Source organism: Shewanella sp., assembly GCF_041630135.1.
Taxonomy (GTDB): domain Bacteria; phylum Pseudomonadota; class Gammaproteobacteria; order Enterobacterales; family Shewanellaceae; genus Shewanella.
Map to the genome: position 1 here is coordinate 17318 of NZ_JBFKLW010000008.1, position 12505 is coordinate 29822.

Genomic DNA, 12505 nt, shown 5'->3' on the forward strand with positions numbered 1-12505 from the left:
CAGAGGTGAACATGAACCAAGCCTTCCACAACCCGCTGCCCATTCCGGTTCTGGGCTTTTGTGCCTACAGTGGCACCGGCAAAACCACCTTGCTGCTGAAGCTTATTCCCGAGCTCAACCGGCGCGGCCTCAGGCTCGCCGTCATCAAGCATGCCCACCACGACTTTGACGTGGATGTGCCTGGCAAAGACAGCTATGAGCTGCGTAAAGCCGGTGCCCGCCAGATGTTGGTTGCCTCCCACGTGCGCTGGGCGCTGATGACAGAAGATGCCCGCGACTCAGACCCTGAGCTGACCCACTTGCTTGAGCAAATTGAAGCCGACAAAGTGGATATAGTGCTGGTGGAAGGCTTTAAAAAGCTCGCTCTGCCCAAGGTGGAGCTGCACCGCGCCGCCCATGGCAAACCCTTTATTCATACCGACGATCCCAACATTCTCGCGGTGGCCTGTTGCGACGACACTATCCTGCCCGGTGATACCCCAAGGCTGGATATCAACAATGTCAGCAATATTGCCGATTTTGTCGAAAACCATATCCGCCACTGGCGTCCGGCCTGTCCGGTACTGCCATTGGCCCCCAGCTGTGGCTGCGAAGCCGACATGAGTAAAACCCTGTCGGTACGTCAGGGCATAGATGCCATCCTCGAGCGGGTGCATCCAGTTTCCCAGAGCGAGGCCGTCCACCTGGATGAACTCGATGGCCGGGTACTGGCTGAAAATGCCATTTCTCCTGTGGATGTACCCCAGCAAACCAACTCGGCTATGGATGGCTTTGCCTTCCGCTTTGCCGACCCAATGCCAGAACGCCTTAACATTGTCGGCAGTTCATTCGCAGGCCATGGCTTTGACGGCACAGTCGGCGACGGTGAAGCCGTGCGCATCATGACAGGAGCGCCTTTGCCGGCAGGGGCTGACTCAGTACAGCCCCGGGAGATGGCAGAAGACAGAGGCGACAGTGTCAGTCTGCTTGGCAAACTGAGTCTGGGGCAGCACGTTCGCCTTGCCGGAGAAGATATCGCCGCTGGCGCTGTGGCTCTGACATCCGGAAACCGTATTGATGCCGCCGCCACAGGTCTATTGGCTTCACTTGGCTTCGATAAGGTCAAGGTAAACCGCCGCCCAAGGGTAGCGGTATTTTCCACCGGTGACGAAGTGTCCGAACCCGGAGACACCTTAAAACCCAGCTGCATTTACGACTCCAACCGCTTCACCATTAAGGCCATGGCCAAACGGCTTGGCTGTGAAGTGATTGACCTTGGCATTATCGAAGACAGTGAAGCAAGCCTGATGGCAACGCTGCAAGATGGGGCCAGCCGCGCCGATGTGGTGATAAGCTCAGGCGGGGTATCTGTGGGCGATGCCGATTACATCAAAACTGCACTGGAAAAGCTCGGTCAGATAGGATTCTGGCGTATCAATATGCGCCCTGGACGGCCGCTGGCTTTTGGTGAAATCAATAACAGGCTGTTTTTCGGTCTGCCCGGCAATCCGGTAGCTGTGATGGTGTCCTTCCTGCAGTTCGTTCAGCCTGCGCTGCGCAAACTTGCCGGCGAGAAGGATTATGCTCCCAGACTCATCCCCGCGATTACCGATGAGCCACTGCGCAGTCGCAGCGGTCGCACCGAGTTTTTCCGCGGTATTTTCCGCCTCGGCGACGATGGCCGCCTGCACGTTAGCACCACCGGCGCACAGGGCTCCGGCATGCTCAGCTCCATGGTCAAAGGCAATTGTCTGATCGTGATTGGCGAGCCGGATGAGCAAGTGCCCGCAGGCAGCACTGTCTACATTCAGCCATTCGCCGATTTACTCTGAGGCCTGCCATGCCGACCCTTTGCGACAGCTTTGGCCGTACGGTGGAGTACCTGCGGCTCTCGGTAACTGACCGCTGTGATTTTCGCTGCGTGTACTGCATGGAAGAAGACCCCTGCTTTCTGCCAAGAGAGCAAGTATTAAGCCTCGAAGAACTGGCTCTGATTGGTCGTGCCTTTACCGAACTTGGGGTGAAAAAAATCCGTCTGACCGGCGGCGAGCCGCTGATCCGCACCGACTGCGAAGAGTTGGTAAAGCAGCTTGGCAGTCTGCCGGGGCTTGATGACCTGTCCATGACAACAAACGGCTCACGCCTCGCCAAGTTGGCACCTTCTTTAAAGGCCGCCGGGCTTAAACGGCTCAATATCAGCCTGGATACCTTGCAGGGCGAGCGCTTCTCGGCGCTGACCCGTAATGGCAAGCTGGAGCGGGTGGTAGCGGGCATAGATGCCGCCATTGCAGCTGGCTTTACGCGCATCAAAATCAATGCGGTTATTCTGAAGGGACGCAACGACGACGAGGTACTGGACCTTGTGGAGTTTTGCCGCAGCCGCAAGCTCGATATTGCCTTTATCGAAGAGATGCCCATCGGGATGATGGATGAGCGGGAGTCATCCTCGCGGCACCTGTCCAGCAGTGAGGTACGAACCATCATTGAAAGCCGTTATCCGCTTGAACTTTCTGACAAACGCACCGGCGGACCGGCACGCTATTACCGGATGAGTGACAGCCAGATACATATAGGTTTCATTTCCCCCCACAGTCACAACTTCTGCCACGAGTGCAATCGGGTGCGGGTTACCGTAGAAGGCAGATTGCTGCTGTGCCTTGGCAACGAGCATTCGGTTGATCTCAAAGCGGTACTGCGCGAGCATCCCGGCGATATTGATCAGCTGAAGGCCGCGATTACCGCCGCCATGCCGCTCAAACCCCTGGAACACAGGTTCGACACCGGTGAAGTACAGATCCTGCGGTTCATGAACGCCACCGGCGGCTGAACCTTCGCCAATAGCCGTGATACACTGAGTGCCAGCATAACGCTGGCACTGTGTTTTTATGGGGTGGAATTTTTATGGCAATCAAGCGCCGCACCTGGAACAACATCATTATTATCGCCTGCATCGGCATGGTGTCGGTACTGACCCTGCTCGATAAACAAATGAATGGTCTGCCCAGCGATGCAGTACCGCTGTTTGATGACGCCACACCGCTCACCGGCCTGCAACTGGACGGGCTGGCGCTGGAGCGCAAGGGTGGCGTGCTTGCCTGCGATAAGGATGTAAGCAATTGCGATGACTGGGGCAAGGCCTGGCTGGAGGTGAAGGTTTCCCCCATTAACCAAACACCCGAGCAACCTAAGAATCCAAAAGAGCTGGTTATTCGTATAGGTACACTTGAGCCGCAGGTGTGGCTGATGTTCGATGACGGCATACTCAAGTCGCCCCAGGGCCACTGGTATCTGGTACCTCCCAGCCTGCGGCTGGCACTGGAGCCAAAGCTCTCTGCCAGTCACTGAATCTTCGTCACCACTGTATTTTTGCCTGACTTGCTGGAATAACCCATGCCCGAATTGCCGGAAGTAGAAGTTACCCGCCAGGGAATTGCCCCCCACCTGGAAGGCAACCTGGTCGAAGCCCTTATCGTACGTAATGCCAGCCTTCGCTGGCCGGTGCCAGAACTTGCCCAGCGTATCGTCGGCCAAACCATTCGCGCGGTGCGCCGCCGCGCCAAATACCTGCTTATCGACACAGATGCAGGCACCAGCATAGTGCACCTGGGCATGTCGGGCAGCCTGCGGGTATTGCCCAAAGACACCCCGGTGGAAAAGCACGATCATATCGATTTGGTGATGCAAAACGGCCGGGTTCTGAGATTCAACGATCCACGCCGCTTTGGTGCCTGGCTCTGGTGTGAACTCCCCGAAGAAGCGCATCCGCTGCTGGAAAAACTCGGCCCCGAGCCCCTGTCAGCGGCATTCCATGCAGGGCATCTGATTGCTGCCCTCAAGGGCAAAAAGAAGGCCATTAAACTGTGCCTGATGGATAACGCCATTGTGGTGGGTGTGGGCAACATCTACGCCAATGAGGCGCTGTTTGCTGCCGGAATTCATCCCGAAGCCGAAGCAGGCAAGGTGGATGCCGAGCGCCTGACTGTGCTCACTGCCGAGGTAAAGGCCATCCTTGCCCACGCCATCAGGCAAGGCGGCACCACCTTGAAGGATTTTACCAACGCCGACGGCAAACCCGGCTACTTTGCTCAGAAGCTGCATGTGTATGGTCGTGGAGGCCAGCCCTGCACCGAGTGTGGTCACCTGCTGTCTGAAATCCGGCTTAGTCAGCGCACCACGGTGTTCTGCCCTTTGTGTCAGAAAAAATAATTTCACCCATATCACCACCCCAAGCACTAAGAAAAAGGTAATAGGTGAGAATATTTAATCCATGAACTCATCGGCATGCCATATCCGCATCAGCTGCTGGTGAATTATTGCCCGGCTCACTATAATGGCGATCCTTTTGCCGTGCTTTGTGCGGTTTTGTTCTGGTTAAGTGGATCACCCCGTGAGTTACGAATATCTCGCCCTGCTGGCTGCGGCCTGCTGGGCCGTCGGCAGTTTGATGTCTGCCACCGCCTCAACCCATCTGGGTGCCTTCGCTTTTACCCGGCTACGGATGCTGAGCGCCAGCCTGATGCTATGGCTAATCGCGCTGGTGATGGGCAGCTGGCAAACCCTGACTGCCGATAGCCTGTGGCTTTTGGCCGTGTCGGGCATCATAGGTATCTTCATCGGTGATACGGCGCTGTTTGCTGCCATGAACCGTCTTGGCCCGCGCCGTGCCGGGGTACTCTTTGCCACCCACTCGCTGTTTTCAGCACTGCTTGCCTATCTGTTTCTCGGTGAAACCCTCTGGGGCTGGACGCTTATCGGCAGTTCCCTGCTGATAAGCGGGGTGATGACCGCTATCCTGTTTGGCAAGCGAAAAAGCGAGGAACATGCCTGGGAGAGCGGCAATCAGCAGATCAAGCGCGGCATTGCCCTCGCGCTTCTCTCTGCCCTGTGCCAGTCAGTATCGACTTTGATGCTTAAGCCGCTGATGGAGACAGATATTGATGCGGTGGCGGCCTCAGCGGTACGTATGAGCACCGCCTTTGTGCTGCACTTTGCGCTGCTTATGTTGGGGTTTTCAGTAGCCAGGGCCAGAAGCCCCGCCACGCCCAAGGTGTTGGCACTGACCATTGGCAATGCCGCCTTGTCGATGGTACTGGGCATGACCCTTATTTTGCAGGCGTTAAAGCACGGCAACGCAGGATTGGTGGCGATTCTCTCGTCGGTAAGCCCTATTTTGGTACTGCCACTGCTGTGGCTGGTGTACCGCAAAAGCCCGGCTATCGGCGCCTGGCTTGGCGCTGCAATGACGGTAGCAGGTACCGTTCTTATCCTGAGTCACTGAAACCTTCACAAGGCCGCAGTAACAAAAAAGCCCCTGTGCAGGGCCTTTGCCAATCAGAAACGATATTCGTAACTGGCATACAGCGATGCATCATTGCTGCTGTCAGTTTCATATTCGGATTTCGACAAGGTTCCTCCCATGGTCACCATCCCCCTGAACATTGGCTGGCGATAGGATACTTCCAGCATCAGCAGGTCTTCCTTGGCTGTCTGTGGGACCCACTCGCCGCCGCGGTTTTTACCGTCTTTATTCAGTTGTGCATAACGCAGGAAAGCACTCATCCCCTTGCTGTCGCTGAACTGACCAATCATGCCAAGCACCCAGGTTTCAGCATCGCTGTCGTAGGTGGAACCCAGCGAGCGCCGATAGTAACGCATGCCAGAGGTGTAGGTACTGTGTTCATAAAAGCAATTGAACGCATTGTCATCAACGCCACAGGCAACCAGGGTATCGGTATACTCGAGGAACAACTTGTACTGCTGCTCACGAAAACTGATACGGGTATCCACACCGGCCATTTTGGCACAATCGGCCAAATTCCACGGCATGGCGCCGTTTGAATCTTCACAGGTGCGCTGCAGGTAAATGCCGACAGGGATATCGAACCAGGTATCGCCATAGCGGATATCCCAGCCAGCCTGCTGATTACCGTAAGCGGTACAACCAAATCCCACATCGTTACTACAGTCTTTTGAACCGCTGAGAGCCTTGAATACGGTTGACAGGTCGCATGCCTGCCCTTCACCGCACATCTGCGCGGTCCAGGAAGCTCCTATTTCAACTTGCTGTATCGGACGCAGGCTGCCACGGAAATTCCACAGCAGAGTATCCTTTACTGCACGTTCATCATTCATCCAGCTAAGACCCATGGTCAGATTCCATGGACCAATCCATGACAACCAAGGAGTTTCGAATCCATGGGCATCGTTGCGACTGAGCATCACTGACGGCATTGGGCGGGCATTGTTTGTTCTGTGCATACTGGTATCAAAACCGGGCCCCCACCATTGCTCTACAGCGCCGGCCGTCATCACCCAGTTGCCCAGCACCATGGATGCCCATGAGTCATCGAGACGAAAGTCTTTGTCATCCTGAGCGTCATAAGCCGCGGTGGCAGAAAGCTTGAATGCAAAGCGGTTGTCCATATATTCATGGGAAACTTTCAGCTCGCCCTGCTCGCGATAATCACTGCCATAATGCTGAAAACGGGCGGCATCTGTGGCGGCTGTACCCTTGATGCGGGTATTCCCGGTATTATCCACGGCCTGACGATAATAGTAATTGACCCGCGCGAACGCAGACGCCACATCAGGATGCATCAAAGAGGGTTCTGCTTTCCCCAGATCGAGACCTATGCCAGCCCACATCAAAGGAAAGGTATTCACAGGTACAGTAATAACACCGGCATCTGCCAGCGTCTGAATGTCGGCTCTCAGATAAATGTCTGAGGTATCCACCCAGGGTGCAGCCTGAGCCTGGGAGACCAGCAATGACAGGCTCAATGCAGATAAAGTCAGGTACTTCATTAAAATCCCTTTTTATAATTACTTTTTACGGGGCAGCGCCAACAACTCGACAGCCACTTCGGGGTGAACAAATTGGCTCACATCCCCACCATGCAATGCCACTTCTTTTACCAGAGTTGAAGAAATAAAGGAGTTTTCTTCAGCAGGTGTCAGGAACACACTTTCGAGTTCAGGGCTCAGACGACGATTCATATTGGCCAGCTGGAATTCGTACTCAAAGTCGGATACTGCTCTGAGGCCACGCACCAACACACTGGCCTGCTGCTCCTTGGCAAAATCAACCAACAGCCCGGTAAAGCCAACCACCTCTACATTGTCCAGATGTGCTGTGACTTTTCGAAGCAACTCAACCCGCTTTTCCAGTGAGAATCGGGGCTGTTTTGATGGACTGGCGGCAACACCAATGACCACCTGCTTAAACAGGTTAGCGGCACGTTCAATGAGGTCGGCATGGCCGTTGGTCACCGGGTCGAAAGTTCCGGGGTAAATGGCACGTGTGTGCATAACGTTCACCTAACTCCTAAAAAATGGTCCAGTCTTGCTGTTTCTCGATCATTACACGGCTTAACAGTATGTTCCCAACATCCAATCCTGCTCAGGATTGAACCTCAGGATACTTTTCCAGCAGCCTGATTATCTCTTCCATGCCCACTTGCAAGCCATTTAACGCCGGTGCAGACAGCAGGCGCTGTTTCAGCTGTGATAAGTTTTCTGGCTGCAGCATCCGCCCCAAAGCCTGTGACATAGCCTCAGGGTTGGTGGGGCAAGCCATCACCAGCTGCTCTTTTTCACAGGCAGCAATTCTTGCCGGCTGATCCTTGGAAACCGGTGCCGTAAGCGTTGGCACCTTCAGGGCAATGGCCTGTAAAAGCGTATCACCGCCACTAATCACGGCCACTTTGGCTGCCGCCAACAAGTTAATAAACTCTGCATTGGACATGGCAGCCACTGAAATGACCCCCTCATATTGGGGAATATCCTTAGGATAATTGGGACCGAAAACCATCAAGCTTTTTATGCCGTGGGTTCGGTAGCAATTTCTGGCAACCTCAGAAAATATGTCCGCCGCCAGCAGGTCTGCCACTTTATGGCCACCGGAACCGGCGTTGAATATGGCATACTCACCGGCACTTAACCCATAGTTTTGCAGCAGACCAAATTGGCGTTGCGCATCAGGATTGGTAAATACCGGGCCGGTAAATATGGGTTCTGGCTTACCTATAAGCTGCAGCTTAAACCTGTCAATTACAGAAATGGGGCCGATCACAAACTCTGGCTGAACAACCCAATGGCTGTCGGTCACCCTGGCTCGGCCAATTTTCAATCCTCTGCTGCGCTTACGTTTATGCTGACTGATGAAAATCACTTTGGCGCCGAGTTGGTGCGCACACTGCAGCTGAGACTTACGCCCTGAAGCATCAAATATCACCAGATCGGGTTTAAACTGCGCCATCAGTGTGTTTACCGCTTTCACTTCTTTCGTAGGGCTTTTATCTACCAGCGTCACCGGATAAGGGCATTGACTGGAATAAGGTGCCTGACGGCTAAGCACAAAATGAATTTCGGCATCTTTCCATCGTGAACTGATGGCATCTGCAAGAATGACTGAGCGCATGTACTCGCCGATGCCCTCAGCTGAGGAAACCGGAACAAACAAAACCCGAGGCGACCTTGACATAATCTCTCTCTGCAAATCCGTCTTAACGGTGGTATTTCATGATGACCGAGTCAAACGCCCGCTGCACCATCTCAACGGAAATTTGTTGCATCAATTCAGCGCCCTTGGCACGTGTCCCCCAGGGGATCTCGCCTTCCGGGTATTGCTGGCGGATAACCTGATCATACACACTGACGGTATCCGCCTGAAATAAATAGGGGCCTGTGCGACCGGGGTTAGAGTGTGCATATAGGCCTATCACCGGGGTGCCCTGGGTAACAGCCATATGAGCCGGACCTGTATCCGGCGCTACCACAACCGAAACCCGTTTTAACAGCGCCAGCAACTGCAGCAATGTGGTTTTCCCCACAAGATTGGTCAGGGGTGAGGAACAGTGTTGCAGGATAGATTCGGCAAGGTCTTTCTCAAGCTGAGCCGGACCACCACACAGCAACACCCTGTAGCCCCTGGACACCGCATACTCTGCCACGGCGGCATAACGTTCAGGCAGCCAGTTACGCTCAGCTTTGCTGGCGGCGGCACAAATGGCCAGCACTTTCTCGCCATCAGCAACCAGCTCACTGGCAAAGGCCTCGTCCGCAGCGGGAATGTGCATATCCCAGCGGGGAGTCAGATCTGTAACCCCCAGCTTTTTGGCAAAGCCCATAAAGCCTTCCAGTACATGAGGGGTACTGAGCGCTTCTACCCGTGCATTGGTCACCAGCCACTGACCTTCTTTGGCCCGCTGACGGTCAAAACCAATGCGCAGTTTGGCGGAGATCATCAATGAGGCAATGGTTGCCCGAAGTGCCACCTGCATGTGCAGCAACACATCGAAATGACGCCCCTTGAGGGCACGACGCAGCTGACCATAAGCCTTAAAACCCTGAGATTTATCAAAAATCACAAACTCGATACCCGGCAGGTGCTTCAGCAGTTGATACTCCACCTTACCGATCACCCAGGTGATGGCGAGGCTGGGGTATTGGCGCTGAATCGCCTGTACCATGGCCACCGCATGGCACACATCGCCAATGGCAGAGAGGCGCAGCAGACACAGAGATTTCATCGTGTTAGGGTCAAATTTCATAGCAAAGACACTGCTTGGTGCAAAGGCAGGATCTTAATGTAGAATGGCCGCAGGTTCCACGCTTTGGACAAGAATTCCACCCATGCAACTGCAAAAGCATCCCCCTTTTATTGTGGCCACAGCCGCGGGCGAACCCTGCTCACTGACCGCCAACTGCTTTGAGCCCACTTATTGGCAAGGGTTGAATGCCGTCACAGGCACCTCAAAAGGCCGTTACACCACCTGGTTTGTGCGCCATACCGATGCCAATGAAGACTGGGTGCTGCGCCATTACTGGCGCGGTGGACTGATGGAAAAATTCAGCAAAGACAAATACCTGTTTACAGGCATGCACAACACCCGTGCCATTGCAGAGCTGACGCTGCTTGAAAAACTCCACAGTGAAGGTCTGCCTGTGCCACGCCCTGTGGGTGCCCGGGTGCAAAGGCATGCACTTTGGTACAGTGCCGATATTCTGATTGAGCGGATGCCGGGTTGTCGTGATTTGCTCGCCTGGCTCGAACAGGGCCCCATCAGCGAAGCCGACTGGAAAGCACTGGGCAGTTGCATCGCCCGTTTTCATCGCCGCGGCGTGTACCATGCTGACCTCAACGCCAAGAATATTCTCAAAGGCCCCGAGGGATTTGCGTTGATTGACTTCGACCGGGGTGAAATCCGCACGCCCGCAAATGACTGGCAGCAAGCCAACCTTTCAAGGCTAAGACGCTCTTTTGATAAAGAAAAAGGCAAGCTACCCTCGCTTGCCTTTGATGATGCTTGCTGGCAGTGGTTGCTCAGCGGTTATCGCAGCTAACGCGGCGGCTAAAGTAAGCTCTCCAATACCGCCAACTGCCGCGTGAGTGCGCCGCGGTTGGCAGCCACAACCTTAAGACCGGCTTCGCCTGCTGCTTTACGCCCTTGAACATCGCTGGCCGTGGCATCTAACCACCGCTCAAACGCCGCCGGATTTTCACATACACCCAGATTACCTGCGTCGCTCAGCAGAGAAGTAATTTCTTTAAAGTCCCAATGATGTGGCCCCATGGCTACCGGCAGCCCCATAGCAGCGGGCTCCAGTGGATTATGACCGCCATTTTCAATCAGGGTACCGCCCACAAAGGCGGCATCGCCGGCGCCATACCAGGTCAGCAGCTCTCCCATGGTGTCACCCAGAAGCACCTGAATGCCTGATATCGGCTGTTCGCCCAGGCTGCGCCTGGCAAGGCTCAGCCCCGCGTCCGCTATAGCCTTGGCAGCATTGGCAAACTGTTCGGGGTGGCGCGGCACCATAATCAGCAGTGACTGTGGCTGGGTATTCAGCAACTGCCTGTGGGCACTGAGCATGGCGCCAAACTCCCCCGGATGCACGCTGCCCGCCACCCACACAAAGTCAGTATCCCGCTGCCATTCGCGCCTTAACACTCTCGCCTGCTCACGGCGCTCGGCAGGGATATCGATATCAAACTTCAAACTGCCGCAGACGCTGATGCGGTCTGGCTCGACGCCCAGCGCCACAAAGCGCTCAGCTTCCGGGGCGGTCTGCACCGCAATCCGGTCGAGGGATTTGAGCATAGGCGCAGTAAGCGCATGGTATTTGGTGTAGCTTGCGGCCGACTTTTGCGACAAACGGGCGTTGAGCAGCGAAACCTTTACCCCACGGGCCTTGGCGGCAGCGATGAGGTTTGGCCACAGTTCGGTTTCCATGATGATAAGCTCGGCGCAGCCCAGCCTTTTAACGAAGCGCCCCATGGCAAAGTACAAATCAAACGGCAGATAGCAGTGCTGCACCTTGTCGCCAAATGCCTTGATGACTTCTGCCGAGCCAGTGGGGCTGGTGGTGGTCACGGTAATGCTGAGCTCTGGGCGCTCAACCATCATGGCGCGGATCAGCGGAATGGCGGCCAGGGTTTCCCCCATGGACACCGAATGGATCAGTACGTCTGTGGGCTTAAGTGGTGCCAATGCGAACCGCTCGCCCCAGCGACCACGGTAGTCTGGGCTCTTTATCGCTCGCAAAGCTAAATAAATCAGCAGCAAAGGCGATAACACATAGAGCAAAATGGAATAGAAAAATCGAGCCATAAGAACCAGGATATGTATGAGTTTTGCCTGATGAATTACGGCAATGCTAACATAACCCGGGATGCGGACATAAGCACAGAGCGACCCGCCGGGAAGCGGCCGCCAAGAATAAGACAGGATACCCATGAAAACCCGCGATAAAATTATTCAGGCCAGCCTTGAACTGTTCAACGAGCATGGCGAGCGAACCATCACCACCAACCACATAGCCGCCCATCTGGATATCAGCCCCGGGAACCTCTACTACCACTTCCGCAATAAGGAAGACATTATCCGCTGCATCTTCGATCAGTACGAACAGCATCTGCTCAATGGCTTCAAACCCTATGTTGGCCAAAAAGTCGATTTGGAATTGCTGATGGGCTATTTCGACGCCATGTTTTACACCATGTGGCAGTTCCGCTTTATGTATGCAAACCTGGCCGACATCCTGGCCCGGGACGAGGCTCTCAAGGCCCGCTACCTCAAGGCGCAGCAATCTGTACTCGAGCAATCCATCGGGGTACTGAAGCAGCTCAAGCAAGATGGCATTTTCAATATTCCCGACGATCGCGTCAGTGACCTGGCCGACACCATCAAAATGATCATCGGTTTTTGGATCAGCTACAAACTGACCCAGTCCAGCATTGCCACCATTAACAAGGGCTCACTTTACGAAGGCCTGCTGCGGGTGCTGATGATTTTCAAGGCCTATGCCACCCCGGATTCCCTGCCGACCTTTGACAGACTGGAACAGCACTTTCAGGAGCTGGCTGCCTGAGCGTATTTACGCACATCTTCTCTATAGCAACAGACAAGGGCTCAGCGATGGGCCCGGCCACATTGCCACCGTCTGACTGGTGACATTTTCATCGCGACAGGACTACAATCAAACACAGACCTGTGCGGCCTACCCCAAGGTTACAAATTAGTTT

At 54.7% G+C, this 12505-nt stretch carries 12 protein-coding genes; 7 read left to right on the forward strand and 5 right to left on the reverse strand.

Annotated features, from left to right (window positions below; all coding sequences use genetic code 11):
• Positions 1-11: 11 nt before the first annotated feature.
• The 5 genes from ABYK60_RS03530 (at position 12) to ABYK60_RS03550 (ending at position 5257) form a co-directional block, all read left to right on the forward strand.
• The gene (locus ABYK60_RS03530) at positions 12-1811 is read left to right on the forward strand and encodes a bifunctional molybdopterin-guanine dinucleotide biosynthesis adaptor protein MobB/molybdopterin molybdotransferase MoeA (RefSeq protein ID WP_372870548.1); all 1800 of its coding nucleotides are present in this window, start codon (positions 12-14) and stop codon (positions 1809-1811) included.
• Between the two features lie 8 nt (positions 1812-1819).
• Positions 1820-2806: a GTP 3',8-cyclase MoaA gene (gene moaA / locus ABYK60_RS03535; RefSeq protein WP_372870549.1), complete on the forward strand. Its 987-nt coding sequence runs from the start codon at positions 1820-1822 to the stop codon at positions 2804-2806.
• Between the two features lie 74 nt (positions 2807-2880).
• The gene (locus ABYK60_RS03540; protein ID WP_372870550.1) at positions 2881-3324 is read left to right on the forward strand and encodes a hypothetical protein; all 444 of its coding nucleotides are present in this window, start codon (positions 2881-2883) and stop codon (positions 3322-3324) included.
• A 45-nt stretch (positions 3325-3369) separates the two neighbouring features.
• Positions 3370-4185, forward strand: coding sequence for a bifunctional DNA-formamidopyrimidine glycosylase/DNA-(apurinic or apyrimidinic site) lyase (gene mutM, locus ABYK60_RS03545; protein WP_372870551.1), 816 nt, complete (start codon positions 3370-3372; stop codon positions 4183-4185).
• A 181-nt stretch (positions 4186-4366) separates the two neighbouring features.
• Positions 4367-5257, forward strand: a complete 891-nt coding sequence (locus ABYK60_RS03550) for a DMT family transporter (protein WP_372870552.1) — start codon at positions 4367-4369, stop codon at positions 5255-5257.
• A gap of 53 nt (positions 5258-5310) precedes the next feature.
• Here ABYK60_RS03550 and ABYK60_RS03555 read toward each other — a convergent pair whose 3' ends face one another.
• From ABYK60_RS03555 to ABYK60_RS03570, 4 genes are all read right to left on the reverse strand, one after another.
• Entirely contained in the window at positions 5311-6783 is a 1473-nt protein-coding gene (locus ABYK60_RS03555) for a capsule assembly Wzi family protein (protein WP_372870553.1), read from the reverse strand.
• Between the two features lie 18 nt (positions 6784-6801).
• On the reverse strand, positions 6802-7287 hold the full coding sequence (gene coaD, locus ABYK60_RS03560; RefSeq protein WP_372870554.1) for a pantetheine-phosphate adenylyltransferase: 486 nt from the start codon (positions 7285-7287) through the stop codon (positions 6802-6804).
• Positions 7288-7378: 91 nt separating this feature from the next.
• Positions 7379-8461, reverse strand: a complete 1083-nt coding sequence (locus tag ABYK60_RS03565) for a glycosyltransferase family 9 protein (RefSeq protein ID WP_372870555.1) — start codon at positions 8459-8461, stop codon at positions 7379-7381.
• Between the two features lie 22 nt (positions 8462-8483).
• Positions 8484-9530 (reverse strand): glycosyltransferase family 9 protein, encoded by a 1047-nt coding sequence (locus ABYK60_RS03570; protein WP_372870556.1) that lies wholly within the window; start codon positions 9528-9530, stop codon positions 8484-8486.
• A gap of 82 nt (positions 9531-9612) precedes the next feature.
• Here ABYK60_RS03570 and ABYK60_RS03575 point away from each other — a divergent pair, with 82 nt between their 5' ends.
• Positions 9613-10323: a 3-deoxy-D-manno-octulosonic acid kinase gene (locus ABYK60_RS03575; RefSeq protein ID WP_372870557.1), complete on the forward strand. Its 711-nt coding sequence runs from the start codon at positions 9613-9615 to the stop codon at positions 10321-10323.
• Positions 10324-10331: 8 nt separating this feature from the next.
• Here ABYK60_RS03575 and waaA read toward each other — a convergent pair whose 3' ends face one another.
• A complete protein-coding gene (gene waaA, locus ABYK60_RS03580) occupies positions 10332-11591 on the reverse strand; it encodes a lipid IV(A) 3-deoxy-D-manno-octulosonic acid transferase (protein WP_372870558.1) in 1260 nt (419 codons plus the stop codon).
• A gap of 124 nt (positions 11592-11715) precedes the next feature.
• Here waaA and ABYK60_RS03585 point away from each other — a divergent pair, with 124 nt between their 5' ends.
• Positions 11716-12351: a TetR/AcrR family transcriptional regulator gene (locus ABYK60_RS03585; RefSeq protein WP_372870559.1), complete on the forward strand. Its 636-nt coding sequence runs from the start codon at positions 11716-11718 to the stop codon at positions 12349-12351.
• Positions 12352-12505: the final 154 nt, after the last annotated feature.

Excerpts from the sequence above, each read along its gene's own strand:
- ABYK60_RS03530 (WP_372870548.1), top strand. The coding sequence starts at position 12 with ATGAACCAAGCCTTCCACAACCCGCTGCCCATTCCGGTTCTGGGCTTT.
- moaA (WP_372870549.1), top strand. The coding sequence starts at position 1,820 with ATGCCGACCCTTTGCGACAGCTTTGGCCGTACGGTGGAGTACCTGCGG.
- ABYK60_RS03540 (WP_372870550.1), top strand. The coding sequence starts at position 2,881 with ATGGCAATCAAGCGCCGCACCTGGAACAACATCATTATTATCGCCTGC.
- mutM (WP_372870551.1), top strand. The coding sequence starts at position 3,370 with ATGCCCGAATTGCCGGAAGTAGAAGTTACCCGCCAGGGAATTGCCCCC.
- ABYK60_RS03555 (WP_372870553.1), bottom strand. The coding sequence starts at position 6,783 with ATGAAGTACCTGACTTTATCTGCATTGAGCCTGTCATTGCTGGTCTCC.
- coaD (WP_372870554.1), bottom strand. The coding sequence starts at position 7,287 with ATGCACACACGTGCCATTTACCCCGGAACTTTCGACCCGGTGACCAAC.
- ABYK60_RS03565 (WP_372870555.1), bottom strand. The coding sequence starts at position 8,461 with ATGTCAAGGTCGCCTCGGGTTTTGTTTGTTCCGGTTTCCTCAGCTGAG.
- ABYK60_RS03570 (WP_372870556.1), bottom strand. The coding sequence starts at position 9,530 with ATGAAATTTGACCCTAACACGATGAAATCTCTGTGTCTGCTGCGCCTC.
- ABYK60_RS03575 (WP_372870557.1), top strand. The coding sequence starts at position 9,613 with ATGCAACTGCAAAAGCATCCCCCTTTTATTGTGGCCACAGCCGCGGGC.
- waaA (WP_372870558.1), bottom strand. The coding sequence starts at position 11,591 with ATGGCTCGATTTTTCTATTCCATTTTGCTCTATGTGTTATCGCCTTTG.
- ABYK60_RS03585 (WP_372870559.1), top strand. The coding sequence starts at position 11,716 with ATGAAAACCCGCGATAAAATTATTCAGGCCAGCCTTGAACTGTTCAAC.